General features: G+C 62.0%; 17 protein-coding genes. 13 read left to right on the forward strand and 4 right to left on the reverse strand.

Going from position 1 to position 15,025, the window contains the following annotated elements; translation table 11 throughout:
- Window positions 1–99: 99 nt before the first annotated feature.
- From hslV to argB, 3 genes are all read left to right on the forward strand, one after another.
- Window positions 100–639 carry an ATP-dependent protease subunit HslV gene (hslV, locus tag ACMZ6R_RS18235; protein ID WP_416114143.1) on the forward strand — a complete coding sequence of 180 codons (540 nt, stop codon included), beginning with the start codon at window positions 100–102 and terminating at the stop codon, window positions 637–639.
- 102 nt (window positions 640–741) lie between these two features.
- Window positions 742–2,127 carry an ATP-dependent protease ATPase subunit HslU gene (gene hslU / locus ACMZ6R_RS18240; protein WP_416114145.1) on the forward strand — a complete coding sequence of 462 codons (1,386 nt, stop codon included), beginning with the start codon at window positions 742–744 and terminating at the stop codon, window positions 2,125–2,127.
- Window positions 2,128–2,350: 223 nt separating this feature from the next.
- A complete protein-coding gene (gene argB, locus ACMZ6R_RS18245; RefSeq protein ID WP_416114175.1) occupies window positions 2,351–3,244 on the forward strand; it encodes an acetylglutamate kinase in 894 nt (297 codons plus the stop codon).
- Window positions 3,245–3,390: 146 nt separating this feature from the next.
- On the opposite strand, the gene ACMZ6R_RS18250 is transcribed toward argB, so the two are convergent.
- Window positions 3,391–4,374: a hypothetical protein gene (locus tag ACMZ6R_RS18250; RefSeq protein ID WP_416114147.1), complete on the reverse strand. Its 984-nt coding sequence runs from the start codon at window positions 4,372–4,374 to the stop codon at window positions 3,391–3,393.
- 137 nt (window positions 4,375–4,511) lie between these two features.
- Here ACMZ6R_RS18250 and ACMZ6R_RS18255 point away from each other — a divergent pair, with 137 nt between their 5' ends.
- Complete coding sequence (locus tag ACMZ6R_RS18255) at window positions 4,512–5,348, forward strand: ribonuclease H-like domain-containing protein (protein ID WP_416114149.1); 837 nt, start codon at window positions 4,512–4,514, stop codon at window positions 5,346–5,348.
- 73 nt (window positions 5,349–5,421) lie between these two features.
- Here ACMZ6R_RS18255 and ACMZ6R_RS18260 read toward each other — a convergent pair whose 3' ends face one another.
- Both ACMZ6R_RS18260 and ACMZ6R_RS18265 read right to left on the reverse strand, forming a co-directional pair.
- Entirely contained in the window at window positions 5,422–5,757 is a 336-nt protein-coding gene (locus ACMZ6R_RS18260; RefSeq protein ID WP_416114151.1) for a type II toxin-antitoxin system PemK/MazF family toxin, read from the reverse strand.
- A complete protein-coding gene (locus ACMZ6R_RS18265) occupies window positions 5,754–5,999 on the reverse strand; it encodes an AbrB/MazE/SpoVT family DNA-binding domain-containing protein (RefSeq protein ID WP_416114153.1) in 246 nt (81 codons plus the stop codon). Before ACMZ6R_RS18265 ends, ACMZ6R_RS18260 begins: the two co-directional genes overlap by 4 nt.
- Before the next feature lie 210 nt (window positions 6,000–6,209).
- Between ACMZ6R_RS18265 and ACMZ6R_RS18270 the strand changes: the two genes are divergently transcribed.
- Both ACMZ6R_RS18270 and ACMZ6R_RS18275 read left to right on the forward strand, forming a co-directional pair.
- Window positions 6,210–6,710: a CinA family protein gene (locus ACMZ6R_RS18270; protein ID WP_416114155.1), complete on the forward strand. Its 501-nt coding sequence runs from the start codon at window positions 6,210–6,212 to the stop codon at window positions 6,708–6,710.
- A 97-nt stretch (window positions 6,711–6,807) separates the two neighbouring features.
- Complete coding sequence (locus ACMZ6R_RS18275) at window positions 6,808–7,065, forward strand: amphi-Trp domain-containing protein (RefSeq protein ID WP_416114157.1); 258 nt, start codon at window positions 6,808–6,810, stop codon at window positions 7,063–7,065.
- An 85-nt stretch (window positions 7,066–7,150) separates the two neighbouring features.
- On the opposite strand, the gene ACMZ6R_RS18280 is transcribed toward ACMZ6R_RS18275, so the two are convergent.
- A complete protein-coding gene (locus tag ACMZ6R_RS18280; protein ID WP_416114159.1) occupies window positions 7,151–7,684 on the reverse strand; it encodes a hypothetical protein in 534 nt (177 codons plus the stop codon).
- A 168-nt stretch (window positions 7,685–7,852) separates the two neighbouring features.
- Between ACMZ6R_RS18280 and ACMZ6R_RS18285 the strand changes: the two genes are divergently transcribed.
- The 7 genes from ACMZ6R_RS18285 to ACMZ6R_RS18315 all read left to right on the forward strand — a co-directional run bounded on the left by ACMZ6R_RS18285 (window position 7,853) and on the right by ACMZ6R_RS18315 (window position 14,914).
- Window positions 7,853–8,395 carry an RsbRD N-terminal domain-containing protein gene (locus tag ACMZ6R_RS18285; protein WP_416114161.1) on the forward strand — a complete coding sequence of 181 codons (543 nt, stop codon included), beginning with the start codon at window positions 7,853–7,855 and terminating at the stop codon, window positions 8,393–8,395.
- 37 nt (window positions 8,396–8,432) lie between these two features.
- A complete protein-coding gene (dsrM, locus tag ACMZ6R_RS18290) occupies window positions 8,433–9,434 on the forward strand; it encodes a sulfate reduction electron transfer complex DsrMKJOP subunit DsrM (protein ID WP_416114163.1) in 1,002 nt (333 codons plus the stop codon).
- Window positions 9,435–9,478: 44 nt separating this feature from the next.
- A complete protein-coding gene (gene dsrK, locus ACMZ6R_RS18295; protein ID WP_416114165.1) occupies window positions 9,479–11,092 on the forward strand; it encodes a sulfate reduction electron transfer complex DsrMKJOP subunit DsrK in 1,614 nt (537 codons plus the stop codon).
- 3 nt (window positions 11,093–11,095) lie between these two features.
- Complete coding sequence (dsrJ, locus tag ACMZ6R_RS18300) at window positions 11,096–11,512, forward strand: sulfate reduction electron transfer complex DsrMKJOP subunit DsrJ (protein WP_416114167.1); 417 nt, start codon at window positions 11,096–11,098, stop codon at window positions 11,510–11,512.
- Window positions 11,513–11,554: 42 nt separating this feature from the next.
- Window positions 11,555–12,331 carry a sulfate reduction electron transfer complex DsrMKJOP subunit DsrO gene (gene dsrO / locus ACMZ6R_RS18305; protein ID WP_416114169.1) on the forward strand — a complete coding sequence of 259 codons (777 nt, stop codon included), beginning with the start codon at window positions 11,555–11,557 and terminating at the stop codon, window positions 12,329–12,331.
- Window positions 12,332–12,339: 8 nt separating this feature from the next.
- Window positions 12,340–13,536, forward strand: coding sequence for a sulfate reduction electron transfer complex DsrMKJOP subunit DsrP (dsrP, locus tag ACMZ6R_RS18310; protein WP_416114171.1), 1,197 nt, complete (start codon window positions 12,340–12,342; stop codon window positions 13,534–13,536).
- Between the two features lie 139 nt (window positions 13,537–13,675).
- Complete coding sequence (locus ACMZ6R_RS18315) at window positions 13,676–14,914, forward strand: LL-diaminopimelate aminotransferase (RefSeq protein ID WP_416114173.1); 1,239 nt, start codon at window positions 13,676–13,678, stop codon at window positions 14,912–14,914.
- The last annotated feature ends 111 nt before the right edge of the window (window positions 14,915–15,025 follow it).

The raw sequence follows: 15,025 nt of genomic DNA on the forward strand, positions 1-15,025 counted from the left end.
GGTGGGGGTCCGGGGGAGGGAACCCCTTTTTGAAAAAAGGGGTTCCCTCCCCCGGTTCCTCCTCCATCTTCACTCCCTCCCCAAAGGAGTTGCATTCGCATGGAGTTACGCGGAACGACGATTCTGGCCGTACGCACGGATGCCGGCGTGGCCGTGGCCGGCGACGGACAGGTGACGCTTGGCCAGTCGGTGGCCATGAAGCATGGCGCGCGCAAGGTGCGCCGCATTTATCAGGACAAGGTGGTCATCGGCTTTGCCGGGTCCACGGCGGATGCGTTCACGCTGTTCGAGCGTTTCGAGGCCAAGCTGGAGGAGTTCAGCGGCAATCTGGTTCGCGCGAGCGTGGAGCTGGCCAAGGACTGGCGCAAGGACAAGTATCTGCGCCGGCTGGAGGCCATGCTGATCGTGGCCGACGCGGGCAATGTGCTGCTTTTGTCGGGCAATGGCGACGTGATCGAACCGGATGACGGCGTGGCGGCCATCGGCTCGGGCGGTCCCTATGCCCTGGCCGCGGCCCGGGCGCTTTTGCGCAACACGGACATGCCCGCCAAGGAAATCGTGGAAAAAGCCATGTTCATCGCCTCGGAAATCTGTGTCTACACCAACGACCACATCGTGGTGGAGACCATTGACCGCTAAAATTCCTTAAAAAATACACCCGTATTTTTTAAAAAATATGTCGGTCTCAAAATCCGCATCCTGTATTCCAAGGACGCGACAGACATATTGCAAGGAGAGCGCATGCACGCCAGTTTGACGCCGCGCGAGATCGTTTCCGAACTCGACAAATACATCATCGGCCAGAAAGACGCCAAGCGCATGGTGGCTATCGCCATGCGCAACCGTTGGCGTCGCCAGCAGATCGAACCCGGGCTGCGCGACGAGATCGCGCCCAAAAACATCATCATGATCGGCCCCACGGGCGTGGGCAAAACCGAGATTGCCAGACGGCTGGCCAAGCTTGCCGGGTCGCCCTTTTTCAAGGTCGAGGCCACCAAGTTCACCGAGGTCGGCTATGTGGGCCGCGACGTGGAATCCATGGTGCGCGACCTGATGGAAATCGGGGTCAACCTCGTGCGCAAGGAGGAGCTCGACCGGGTCGCGGCCAAGGCGGAGAAAGCCGCCGAGGAACGCCTGCTCGACCTGCTTTTGCCCGAGTCCCAGCGCGGCGGGGAAAATCCCATTCCCATGCCGGCCGCCCTGGAAGCCCCGGCCATGGCCGCGACGCCAAGCGAACCCGCCGGCGCGAGCACCCGGGAGAAACTCAGGAAACTGTGGCGCGAAGGCAAGCTCGACGACCGCATCGTGCCCGTTGAAATCTCCGTGCCCTCCCCCCAGGTGGAGATCATGTCCATGCCGGGCATGGAAGACATGGGCATGCAGTTCAAGGACATGTTTTCCAAGGTCTTTCCGCAGCGCAAAAAGACCCGCAACATGCGGGTGCGCGACGCCTACGAGGTGCTGCTCCAGGAAGAGTCCGACCGGCTGGTGGACATGGACAAGGTGGCCGAGGCGGCCAAGGAACGGGTGGAGCAGACGGGCATCATCTTCATCGACGAACTCGACAAGATCTGCGGCAAGCAGGCCGGCGGCGGCTCGGGTCCGGACGTGTCCCGCGAGGGCGTGCAGCGCGACCTTTTGCCCGTGGTCGAGGGCTGCGTGGTCAACACCAAGTACGGCATGGTCAAAACCGACCATATCCTCTTCATCGCCGCCGGCGCGTTCCATTTCTCCAAGCCGTCGGACCTCGTGCCGGAATTGCAGGGCCGCTTTCCGCTACGCGTGGAACTGCGGGCGCTGACGGCCGAGGACTTCTACCGCATCCTGACCGAGCCGCAAAACGCGCTGACCGTGCAGTACAAGGCGCTGATCGGCACCGAAGGCGTGACGCTGGACTTTACCGACGAGGCCCTGCGCGAAGTGGCCGAGTTCGCCCAGCGCATCAACGAGGAAACGGAAAATATCGGTGCCCGGCGGCTTTACACCATTATGGAGAGAATTCTTTCCGACCTGTCGTTCGCGGCTTCCGACCAAAGCGGCCAGACCGTGATCGTGGACCCGGCCTACGTCCGCGACAAGCTGGTGGACGTGGCCGAGAATCGTGATCTGTCGCGATATATTTTGTGAGGAGAAAGTGCGAGAGGGGAAACCCTTTGAAAAGGGCAGTAGCCCCTCTCGCGCTCTCCCCTTCCTCAACTTTTTAACGTTATCCGTGTTACACCGTTAGCTCTTTTCTATTAGAAGTCTTTGGAAAGGGGGCCTGGGGGGAGAACCTTTCTTCAGAAAGGTTTCCCCCCAGGATACATTCTAAATAAGGCTCTCATACACCACTTTTGGAGTGCGGCACATGATGGGACGCGAACACGCCAAGGCGCGGCTTTTGCTGGAAGCCCTGCCCTACATCCGCAAGTTCTTCGGCAAGACGGTGGTCATCAAGTACGGCGGGCACGCCATGGTGGATGAGGAGCTGCAAAAAAGCTTCGCCCTCAACATCATCCTGCTCAAGTACATCGGCATAAACCCGGTCATCGTGCACGGCGGCGGGCCGCAGATCGGGCATATGCTCAAGCAGCTCGGCATCGTCAGCGAATTCAAGCAGGGCCTTCGCGTCACCGACGACGCCACCATGGACGTGGTGGAGATGGTGCTGGTCGGCAAGGTCAACAAGAACATCGTCAACCTGATCAACTTGAACGGCGGTTCGGCCGTGGGCCTGTCCGGCAAGGACGGTCACCTCATCGCCGCGCGCAAGCTGGAGATGGTCATCGAGAAAGGCGATGCGCCGCCCGAGATCATCGACCTCGGCAAGGTGGGCGAGGTGACGGGCATCGACACCAGGCTCATCACCACGCTGCTCGGCCAGGGATTCATTCCGGTCATCGCCCCGGTCGGCGTGGACGAGAACGGCGAAACCTACAACATCAACGCCGACACCGTGGCCGGGGCCGTGGCCTCGGCGCTCGGGGCCATGCGGCTGGTGCTTTTAACCGACGTGGCCGGGGTCCTGGACAAGGACCGCACGCTCATTTCCTCCCTGGACATCCGGGAAGCCTCACAAGCCATCGCCAACGGCGTGCTGACCGGGGGCATGATTCCCAAGGTCCAATGCTGCATGGAGGCCGTGGATTCGGGCGTGGAAAAGGCGCACATCCTGGACGGCCGGGTGGAGAACTGCATCATGCTCGAATTCTTCACCAACTCCGGCATCGGCACGGAGATCGTTTGCAAAAGGTGTGCACTTTAAAAGCAGACCGGGAGGAGAACCTTTCCAACAACTTTTAACGATAACAACCTGCCACCGTTAAAAGTTTTTGGGAAGGGAGAGTGCGAGAGGGGGACCCTTTTTTCAAAAAGGGTCCCCCTCTCGCACTGTTTCTTTCTTAAACTTTTCTACCATCTCCCCGGCATGGCGGAGAGCCAGGCTTCGGGGATGTATTGGCGGAAGGATTTGCCGATCTGCCACAGCCGCGTCAACCGCCCTTCGAGGACGATGGAGCGCGGCCGGGGGCGCAGATGCCGGTAGTGGCGCGGGATCTGGAAACGGTTGTTTTTGGAGAGCACCACGTCGAGTTCCGCGTCCCGGTCACGCACGACCAGGGCCTCGGGAAAGAAAAACGCGTGCTTGAGCCGCTTGGACAGGACCGAAAACAGGGCGGCGTGGATGGCGCAAAAGGGTTCGGCCGTGAGCCTGGCCGTGGGCGCGGCCACGTTTTCGTTGGCCACGTAGGCCACCGGTCCGTCGGGCAATCCGGCATACACGGCCGGGTCGCGGGCGTCGGCCTCGAGGGTGACCCCGAGGCCGAGCCCCGCCAGCACTTCCCCGGTGCGGCGGGCCACATCCGTATCGTATTCGATGCCGTAAAGCTGCGTTTCGGCCACGCCGTTGCGCTTGGCCTGAAGCCAGCCGGCGGCCAGCAGGATACCGGAGCCGGTGCCGCAGTCGATGCCGAGGTACGGGTCCTGGACCAGGGCCGGCGGCAGGGGGCGATTGGCCACGGAGCGGAAAATATGGGCCGTGCGGGGCAGATCGGCCAGCATCCGTAGCGGGTAGGCGCTGAGGTTCCCCGGCAGGGGCAGCGCGCCGTCCGGGCCTTGTTCCGACCACAAATCGTAAAACCGGCCCAGTTGCAGGCTGATCTCCTCCAGGGACACGGCGTGTCCCTCGGAGCCCGGATACAGCACGGCATAAAAGTATTTGAGCAGAAGGCTGAGGATGTCGGGCTCGCTCATGGGCATGACCGGGCTGGCCAACCGCTCGAAATCGTCGGCGAGCGGCCCGGGGCGAAATGCCTCGCGGGCAATGACGGTTTCCCGGACTTCCCGGGTGTCAAAATTCGGTCGACTCGATCGTTGGGCGTCTGTCTGTCGCGGCATGCGCGCTCCTTCCTTGGACTGACGGTGACGGCCCGGCGGCAAAAAAAACCGGGTCGGCGTAACCCCTGCAGGTTTGATGCCGTCATGGCTGCCCGACGAGGTTGAGGCCGGGACGCAAAACGCGTAAGCCCGACTCCGTGTTGCAGCATACCTTTTTGCACCTGCCCGGCCTTGGACCGACCACCGAGCGCCGCCTGTGGGCGGACGGCATCCTGACCTGGGACGATTTCCTCGACGCCGAGACGCCGCCCCTGGGGTCGGTCAAGGTGCCCATGTGGCGCAACGAACTGCTCGCCTCCAAGGAACGGCTGGCCGCCGGCGACGCCGACTTCTTCGGCGAGCGCCTGCCCCCGGCCGAGGCCTGGCGGCTTTTTTTCGACTTCCGCGACCGCCTCGCCTGCGTGGACATCGAAACCGACGGCACGCCCCAAAACGAGGTCACGGCCATTTCCCTCTACGACGGCATCCATACCGTTCGCACCTACGCCCATGGCCAAAACCTCCAGGATTTCGCCACGGACATCCTGGAGAGCAAGGTGCTGGTCACCTTCAACGGCCGCTGCTTCGACGCGCCGGTGTTGCGCTCGCACCTGCGGGCCACGCTGCCCAAGGCCCATATCGACCTGCGCAATGTGCTCACCGGCATCGGCGTCAAGGGCGGGCTCAAAAAGTGCGAGGCGCGCTACGGCGTGGACCGGGGCGACCTGACCGGGGTCGACGGCTACTTCGCCGTGGTGCTGTGGCGGGAATACATGAAACGCGGCGACCCGGCGCTCATGGAAACCCTGCTCGCCTATAACGCCGCCGACGTGCTGGCCCTGCCGGTGCTTTTGGCCCACGCCATAAACGAACTGCTCGAAACCACCCCCTTCGCCGGGCGCTACGCCCTGCCCATCCCCGCCCCCGGGGACAATCCCCATGCGCCGGACCCGGACGTGCTGCGCCGGCTGGCCTGGGCCATCGGCCGCAAATAAGCACACCGAGCATAACAACGCCGGCCGGCACGTTTCGGGGGAAAAATCTTTTTACGAATTTATAAGATCCAGACTACACTGTAAGCAGCGTGAGAAAGCGCGCGAGCACATCGTCCAAAAGCTCTGGCGAAGCTTTGCCCACGACCTCGAGGTTGCGCGCGCGCCAATCAATGCTTTTCGTATGATCCGCGAGCACAACACCGTAGCAACGCTCGCCTTCCGGAATGGGGACTTCGAAGGGATAGCCTTTTATATGGCTCGTGATCGGCGACACAATGGCCAATCCGGACACACTGTTATAGGCTCCATGCGAAAGTACCAGGGCGTAACGCGGCCCCCCTTGCTCGTGCCCGGCCTGGGGATTGAAATCCAGGTGAACGAAATCACCTCGTTCCGGGAACCGACTCACCAGAGTTCCTTGCCTTTCGGTTCGCCCCAATCCGTCGCGGTATGCTTGTTTTCGTCAGTGATGCGGCTTACCAGGTCTTCCAGCTTGTACTGCGGCCGCTTGCGGACTTTCTTTATGAGGATGCCCTCTTCCGCATTGATGATGCAGACCGTATCGCCGGCGTTAAGTCCCGCATCCGTGGCTATTCCCTTTGGAATACGCAACCCCAGGCTGTTACCCCATCGTGTCACCAACGTCTCCATGCTGGCCTCCCCATTCCATTCGTTGTAATGCGGACCTGCCCGTACCGGCCGGCATTGCGAAAATGGCCGTGCTTACCCATCAACAGATATTCATTGTATATACATAGCAAAAATACCTTGTCAACGCCGAGGAGGGACGGCCGCCCCATCCTGGCGTGACAACGGCAATATGTTCAAGTAGTTAGAGAAGAAGAGGAAAAGGAGGACGTCATGGAAGAAACCTTGCTGGAACTGGCTGTCCGGCTCGGCGCGGCCCTGACCGGACGGGGATGGATGCTCGGCTGCGCCGAATCGTGCACCGGGGGACTTCTCTCCAGCGTGCTGACCGACACGTCGGGGTCCTCGGTCTGGTTCGCCGGGGCCGTGGTCTCCTACACCAACGACATCAAGCGCGACGTGCTGGGCGTTCCCCAGGAAATCCTCGATACCCTGGGCGCGGTCAGCCGCGAAACCGTGCTGGCCATGGCGCGGGGGGCGCGGGGAGTACTGAAGGCCGACGTCGGCGTGGCCATAAGCGGCATCGCCGGCCCCTCCGGCGGCACGCCCCAAAAGCCGGTCGGCACGGTCTGGATAGCCTGGCAGAGCCCGGACGCCGTCAGCGCCCAACACTTCCAGTTCACCGGCGACAGGCAGGCCGTCAGGCAGCAGGCCGTGCGCGAGGCCATGCTCGGGGTCCTGGCCCTGGCCGAACGCGTGAGCGCCGAAAACTGACGCCGCCGCATGCGTCCGTAACCGCCTTGTCGCGCGCCGGTCACCGGGTTCGGTTAAGCGGTGCCATGGCCGCCGGCAGGCGGCCGGGGAGGACGGCATGGGCGTGAAAACAGCCCGCATGGGCGGTGTGATGGGCGTGTGGGAGGCGGCGGACCGCCTGGAATCGCTGGCCCGGGAGCTGCGGAGCGGGCAGCTTGGGCTTTCGGCCGGCCGGGTGTCCATGAACCTGTCGCCGGCGGTGATGCTCGACGTGGAGATAAAGGCCAGCCAGGCCGAAGACCGCGAGGGGCTTGCCGTGCGGCTGTCGTGGTGCCCGCACCGCCCCGAAAGAGCGACCACGCGGGGCGAATTCTAGCGGCATCATCCCATGATGGTGCGTTTTTCCTAAGAAATCCGGCGATTTTCCAAGGGACACAGGGCGGACGATACGCCCGTCCCCGTCAGTCCGATTCGGTCCCGCCGGCCGCGACCGCGCAGACCCTGGCCGGCGACGCGGCGGCGCGCAGGGCGGCGAGGCCCTTGTTGGAGACCACCCAGCCGTTGCCCTTGGCCGGGCCCTTGACCCGGATGCGCAGCAGATAGCCGTGGGTGAAAAGGTCGCGGATGTCGTCGCCGTCAAAGGCGCCCTTGGCCAGATCCTTGGGCATCATGCCGCGAAAGCTCGAGATGCGCGAGTAGTGGTAGACGTCGCCCAGAATGCGCAGATGCTCGGCCTCCAACTCGCCGCCCCCTTCCGGCTCGACCTCGGGCAAAAGCGCCCTGCCCGCCGGCGTCAGACGCCACCCGGCCATGGACTTGCCGCAGGGATAGGACAGCTTGACCTTTTCAAGCAGCCCGGCATCCTCAAGCGCGCCGAGGTCGTCCCTGGCGAAGAACAGGGCCTGCCGTTTGGGCAGGGTGCCCTGGTAGCGTTCCACGGTGGCGAAGGCCGCCACGGCGCGCAGAATATCGAACTGTTTTGGCGTGGGTTTCATGGGACCGCTTCTTTTTTTGCAATTCTAGCAATTTTTCCGCGCAAGAGGCAACAAGTGGGATTCCGGGGGGTTGCACGGCCCGGCCGGCGGTTTTCCAGCCTTTACAATTTGTCCTTTTCTGATAAGGAATCTGGCTGCTAAGCGATTGTGAAGAAAGGGACATTTTTCATGCTTAAATTGGCGGATTTTCTGGTCCTTGAGCAAAAGGCCGTGCTTGATCGTTGGTTCGATCTGATCCTTGGCACCTATGCCGAAAATACGGCGGTCCTCTGGAAAAAACAGAAGGATCCCTTTGCCAATCCCGTACGGCACAAATTCGAGATCGGCATGCGGGGCATTCTCCTGGCCCTGGCCGCTTGCGGGGAAAACATGCCCGACGTGGCTGTTTTCGCCCCCATGCTCGACGAGATCGTACGGGTGCGGGCCGTCCAGGATTTCACCCCGTCCCAGGCCACGGCCTTCATCTATCTGCTCAAAAAGGCCGTACGCGAGGCGCTGTGGCCCCAGATCACCGAACACGACCTCTTTGTCGAGCTGCTCGCCCTCGAATCGACCATTGACGTGTTGGCCCTTTTCGCCTTTGACATCTATTGCCAGTGCCGCGAAAAGATTGTCGAATTACGGATCAACCAGATCAAGAACCAATATGACCGGCTCCTTAAGCGGGCCAATCTCCTCTGCGATTTACCCGCCGAGGGAGAGGAACCGTGAGGCGCTTTCGGGCAAACCTTTAACGAGGTGAGGGTACATGGCAGCGTTTTATTCCTTACTCGCGGTCTTGGCGCTCATCGTCATCCCCTGGCTGGGCGCCGGGATGGGGATGGGGGCGCTGTTCGGGATCGTCCTCCCGTACATCGCGATCATTGTTTTCATGGTGGGATTTACCCTGCGAATCGTGAATTGGGCCAAGATCCCGGTTCCTTTCTGCATCCCCACCACCGGCGGTCAGCAGAAATCGCTGCCCTGGATCAAGAACAACCCTTGGGACAACCCCTACGACAAGCGCGGCGTGGTCATGCGCATGCTCTTCGAGGTGCTGACCTTCCGGTCGCTGTTCCGCAACACCTCGGTGAAGCTCCAGCAGGACGGTCCCAAGGTCGCCTACAGCTCGGAAAAATGGCTGTGGGGCTTCGCGCTGCTCTTCCACTACTGCTTTCTGGTCATCCTGATCCGGCACCTGCGCTTTTTTATGGCCCCGGTGCCCTGGGCCGTGCACGTGACGGAGTTTTTCGACACCATCATGCAGATCGGCCTGCCCATCCTGTACCAGACCGACGCGCTGATCGTCATCGGCCTCCTCTTCCTGCTGGCCCGGCGCGTCTTCGACGGCAAGGTGCGCTACATCTCGCTCATGCAGGACTACTTCCCCCTGCTCCTGATCCTCGGCATCGCGTTGACCGGCATCTGGATGCGCTACGCGGTCAAGGTCGACGTGATCGCGGTCAAGGAGCTGGCCATGGGGCTGGTCACCCTGCATCCGCACCTGCCCAAGGAACAGCTCGATCCGGCCGTCTACGCCCACCTGACCCTGGTGTGCGCGCTTTTTATCTACTTTCCCTTTTCCAAGCTCATGCACATGGGCGGCGTCTTCCTCTCTCCCACCCGCGTCGTGCCCAATATGAGCCGGCGGGCCATGTGGGTGAATCCCTGGAACGACCCGAGCGTGAAGCCCCATTCGTACGAGGCCTATGAGAACGATTTCCGCGAGAAGATGATCGAAGCCGGTCTTCCCGTGGACAAGCAAGCCTAAGCGGGCCCAAACCTACCTATTCTGGAGAGAAGTGAGGAGCGACCATGGCCAAGTATCCGCCACCGGAAGAACTCATCAAAATCAACTACACCACGCCGGTCAAATCGTGGATGGACACCAAGACCGCGTTTCGGCCCGGCAATTTCAGCTATCCGACCAAGCCCGACATTCTCAAGTACCTCGGCATGCCAAACCCCAGGGTCTGGAGCCCCATGGACGAGGACTGGAAGCTTCCGCCCGACTGGAAGCGTATCGTCATGGAGAAGTTCCGCGAGAAGCTCAAGAAGTACCGCTCGTTTAAGATCTTCATGGACGTGTGCGTGCGCTGCGGCGCCTGCGCCGACAAGTGCCACTTCTTCATCGGCGGCGGCGATCCCAAAAACATGCCGGTGCTGCGCGCGGAACTTTTGCGCTCCATCTACCGGGGCGAGTTCTCGGCCGCGGCCAAGGTGCTCGGCAAGCTGGCCGGAGCCCGCAAGCTCGAAGAAGACGTCATCAAGGAATGGTTCCTGTACTTCTACCAGTGCACGGAATGCCGCCGGTGTTCGCTTTTCTGCCCCTACGGCATCGACACCGCCGAAATCACCATGATGGCCCGCGAGTTGCTCCATGAAGTGGGCTGCAACATCAACTGGATTCTCGAGCCGGCCGCCAACTGCAACCGCACCGGCAACCACCTCGGCATCCAGCCCCATGCCTACAAGGACATGATGGACTTCCTGTGTGACGACATCGAGGAAGTCACCGGCAAGCGCATCCGGCCCAACGTGAACAAGAAGGGTTGCGAAATCCTTTTCATCACCCCCTCCGGCGACATCTTCGCCGACCCGGGCATCTACACCTTCATGGGCTACATCATCCTGTTCGACTACCTCGGACTGGATTACACCTGGAGCACCTACGCGTCCGAGGGCGGCAACTTCGGCCTTTTTACCTCGGACAAGATGATGAAGAAGCTCAACGCCAAGATGTACGCCGAGGCCAAGCGCCTGGGCGTCAAGTGGATCCTTGGCGGCGAGTGCGGCCATATGTGGCGCGTGATCAACCAGTACATGCTGACCATGAACGGCCCGGCCGACTTCATGGAGACCCCGGTCTCCCCGATCACCGGCACCAAGTTCGACGCGGCCGCCGGCACCAAGATGCTGCACATCTGCGAGTTCACGGCCGACCTGATCAAGAACGGGAAGCTCAAGCTCGATCCTTCCCGCAACGACAACTTCGTCACCACCTTCCACGACTCCTGCAACACCGCCCGCGGCATGGGCCTGCTCGAGGAGCCGCGCTACATCCTCAAAAACGTCTGCCGCCAGTTCTACGAAATGCCCGAGAACACCATCCGCGAGCAGACCTTCTGCTGCGGCGGCGGCGCCGGCCTCAACAACGAGGAATTCACCGAAACGCGCCTTCGCGGCGGCCTGCCGCGGGGCAACGCGGTCAAGTACGTGCGCGACCGCCACGGCGTGAACAACCTGGCCTGCATCTGCGCCATCGACCGCGCCACCCTGCCGCCGCTTTGCGACTACTGGGCCCCTGGTGTCGGCGTCTCCGGCGTGCATGAATTGGTGGGCAATGCGCTCATTCTCGACGGCGAGAAAGAGCGCACCACCGATCTCAGGCAAAACCCCCTGCCGGGGATGGAGGCTGAGGAGGAATAACCTATGTACAATGCCAAATATATCATACCCGGCATTCTGTTCTTCCTGGCCCTCATCTTCGTCCCCGTCGGCTACAATATGGGGAAGAGTTTCGACGTGAAGCCGGAGCTCCCGAAGGACCAGAAGGACTGCATCGAGGACGCCCAGGTCATGCGCGACAAGCACATGCAGATCTTAAACGATTGGCGCAACTCGGCCGTGCGTGACGGCGAGAACATCTACGTCAACTCCAAGGGCAAGAAGTACGTCAAAAGCCTGACGAACACCTGCCTGGGGTGCCATAAGGACAAGGCCAAGTTCTGCGATCGGTGCCACGATACGGTTGGCGTGAACCCCTATTGCTTCGATTGCCACAACATTACGCCGAACCAGAAATCGCCCATTCCCCCCGCCCAAAACGGCGAAGAGGGCGGACACTAGGCCGGCGCGCCCGGTGACAACTCCACCGAAGGGGATCATACCATGAAGAGCAACAGACGAGAGTTTTTAAAGCTGGCCGCCGTGTCCGCCATGGGCGTCGGCGCCGCTCGCCTTGGCTTCCTGGGCGACGCCCCGGCTTTTGCCGGCTCGCTGCCCACGGCCGCGGACTTCGAAAAAGGCTTCAAGGCCAAGCACTGGGGCATGGCCGTCTTCTCGGCCAAGTTCACCCCCGAACTCATTGAAAAGTGCCGCACGGCCTGCCATACCGAACACAACGTGCCCGACATCCCGGGCAAAAAGCAGATCAAGTGGTTCTGGGGCGCCTCCTACCACGAGGCCTTCCCCACCGAGCAAGGCCAATTCCTGTCCGAGGACGTGGAGCACCGTGCGTTTCCGCTGCTGTGCAACCACTGCGAACAGCCCATGTGCGTCCGGGTCTGCCCGACCCAGGCCACCTTCCAGCGGCCCGACGGCATCGTCATGATGGACTTCCACCGCTGCATCGGCTGCCGCTACTGCATGGCCGGCTGTCCGTTCGGCGCCAGAAGCTTCAACTTCCAGGATCCGCGCCCGTTCATTCACAACTTCAACCCGCACTACCCCACCCGGATGCGGGGCGTTGTGGAAAAATGCGACTTCTGCGCCGAGCGCCTGGCCATCGGCAAGATGCCCGTCTGTGTCGAAGCCGCCGGCGGCGCCCTCGTCTTCGGCGATCTGGGCGACGAGAACTCGGATATCCGCAAGGTGCTGCGCGAGCACTTCGCCATCCGCCGCAAACCAGACGCCGGCACCTCGCCGAGCGTGTATTACATCCTGTGAGGTAAGCCATGCTGGAAAAAGCACTCAAGGGAAGCCCTCGATACTGGGGCACGTTGATCGGCCTGGGCCTGCTCATGCTTTTAGGCATGGGATTCTGGCTCTACCAGCTGGTCCACGGCTTGGTCATCACCGGCATGAGCCGCGACGTGTCCTGGGGCTTCTACATCGCCCAGTTCACCTATCTGGTCGGCGTGGCCGCCTCGGCCGTCATGCTGGTTCTGCCCTACTACTTCCACCACTACAAGCAGTTCGCCAAGATGATCATTCTCGGCGAATTCCTGGCCATCGCCGCCGTGTCCATGTGCATGGGCTTTATCGTGGTGGACCTCGGGCAGCCGCAGCGCATGCTCAACGTGATGATCAACGCCACGCCCCATTCCATGCTCTTTTGGGACATGTGCGTTTTGATGGGGTACCTGTTCCTCAACATCCTGGTCGGCTGGACCAGCCTGCAGGCCTTTAAAAACGACATGGCCCCGCCGCACTGGTGCAAGGTGCTGGCCATCGTCTCGGTCATCTGGGCCTTCTCCATCCACACGGTCACGGCCTTCCTGATCGCCGGCCTGCCCGGGCGCCACTACTTCCTGACCGCCGTCATGGCCGCACGGTTCCTGGCCTCGGCCTTCTGCGCCGGACCGGCCATCCTGCTGCTGCTGACCCTGCTCGTGCGCAAGCTCACCGGCTTCGATCCCGGCGACAAGGCCCTCAAGCGCCTGGCCGTCATCATCACCTACGCCATGTGCGTCAACGTGTTCCTGTATCTGTGCGAACTCTTCACCGCCTTTTACAGCAACATGCCGGCCCACATCGCCCCGATCCGCTTCCTGTTCACGGGCCTGGACGGCCACTACGAGCTCGTGCCCTTCATGTGGACCGCCGTGGTCCTGGGCCTGGGCTGCCTGGTCCTCCTCATCCCGACCGCCATCCGGGAGAAGACCCCGGCCCTGGTCCTCGGCCTGATCATGCTGGTCGTCTCGACCTGGATCGACAAGGGTCTGGCCCTGATGATCGGCGGCTTCACGCCGAACCCCTTCGAGACGGTCACCTCTTACCTGCCCACGGTTCCCGAACTGATGGTTTCGGTCATGATCTTCGCCCTTGGCGGCATCATCCTCACGGTGCTGTGGAAGATCGCCATCGAAGTCCGGGTCGAGGTGGAGGGCGGCAACCTGTCCATGGTTCCGCCTCCGGCCGAATCCGAGTAATCGAGCTTATAAACGACACGCAAAAGGCCCGCTTCCGGATTGGAGGCGGGCCTTTTTACACCGGCCGGGCACGATTGACGGCACCCCCGCCGCCGCAGTACTGCCAAGCATCCCCTTTAAAAAAGGACGAAACGACTCCATGAACGAAAGCTACATCCAGCAGCTCTTCGCCGACCGCATCGGCGGCAATCAGTTCGGCAAGGATACGGTCCTCTACAAGTTCGAAAAAATCAAGCGGGCCAAGAGAGCGGCCCTGGCCGCCCACCCCGGAATGCAGCTGATCGACCTCGGCGTCGGCGAACCAGACTGGATGGCCGCGCCCGAAGTGGTCGACGTGCTCTGCACCGAGGCCCGCAAACCCGAAAATCGCGGCTATACCGACAACGGCGTCCAGGCCTTCAAGGACGCGGCCGCGCGCTATATGGACAGGGTCTTCGGCGTGCCCGGCATCGACCCGGCCGGCGAGGTGGTCCACGGCATCGGCTCCAAGCCGGTGCTGGCCCTGCTCCCCCTGGCCTTCATCAACCCCGGCGACATCACCATCATGACCGTGCCCGGCTATCCGGTCATGGGCAGCACCACCCGGGGCCTCGGCGGCGAGGTGGTCAACCTGCCGATCACCCCCGAAAACGACTTCCTGCCCAATCTCGACGCCCTGACCCCGGACCAGCGCAAGCGGGCCAAGCTCCTTTATATCAACTATCCCAACAACCCCACCGGCGCCACGGCCACCCCGGCCTTCTTCGAGCGGGTGGTGCGCTTCGCCAAGGAAAACGACGTCATCGTCGTCTCCGACGCCGCCTATGCCGCGCTCACCTTCGACGGCCGCAAGCCCTTCAGCTTCCTGTCCGCCCCCGGGGCCAAGGACGTGGGCGTGGAAATCCACTCCCTGTCCAAGGCCTACAACATGACGGGCTGGCGTCTGGCCTTCGTGTGCGGCAACGAACTCGTGGTCAAGGGCTTCGCCGCCGTGAAGGACAACAACGATTCCGGCCAGTTCGCCGCCATCCAGAAGGCCGGCGTGTACTGCCTGGAGCACCCCGGGATCACCGAGAAGACCGCGGCCAAGTATTCCCGCCGCCACGACATGCTCGTCGCGGCCCTGTCCGGCCTGGGATTCGCCGTCAAAAAGCCCGGCGCGTCCTTCTACCTCTACGCCCGGATTCCCGCCGGCACCAAGGACGGCCGGAAATTCGCCTCGGCCGAGGACTTCTCCCAGTTCCTCATTACCGAAAAGCTCATTTCCTCCGTGCCCTGGGACGACGCCGGCCCCTACGTCCGCTTCTCCGTCACCTTCGAGGCGGCCGACGAGGCCGGAGAACGCCGCATCGTGGACGAAGTCGCCCGCCGGCTGTCGGAAGTGGGATTTGTATTTTAAGAAGGGAGAAGACAGTGCGAGAGGGGAAACCCTTTTAAAAAAGGGTTTCCCCTCTCGCGCTCTCCCCTTCCTAAAATTTTTATCGTAACAGATGTTGTACGGATAACATCC

The organism is Solidesulfovibrio sp. C21 (assembly GCF_047785625.1).
Taxonomy (GTDB): Bacteria; Desulfobacterota; Desulfovibrionia; order Desulfovibrionales; family Desulfovibrionaceae; genus Solidesulfovibrio.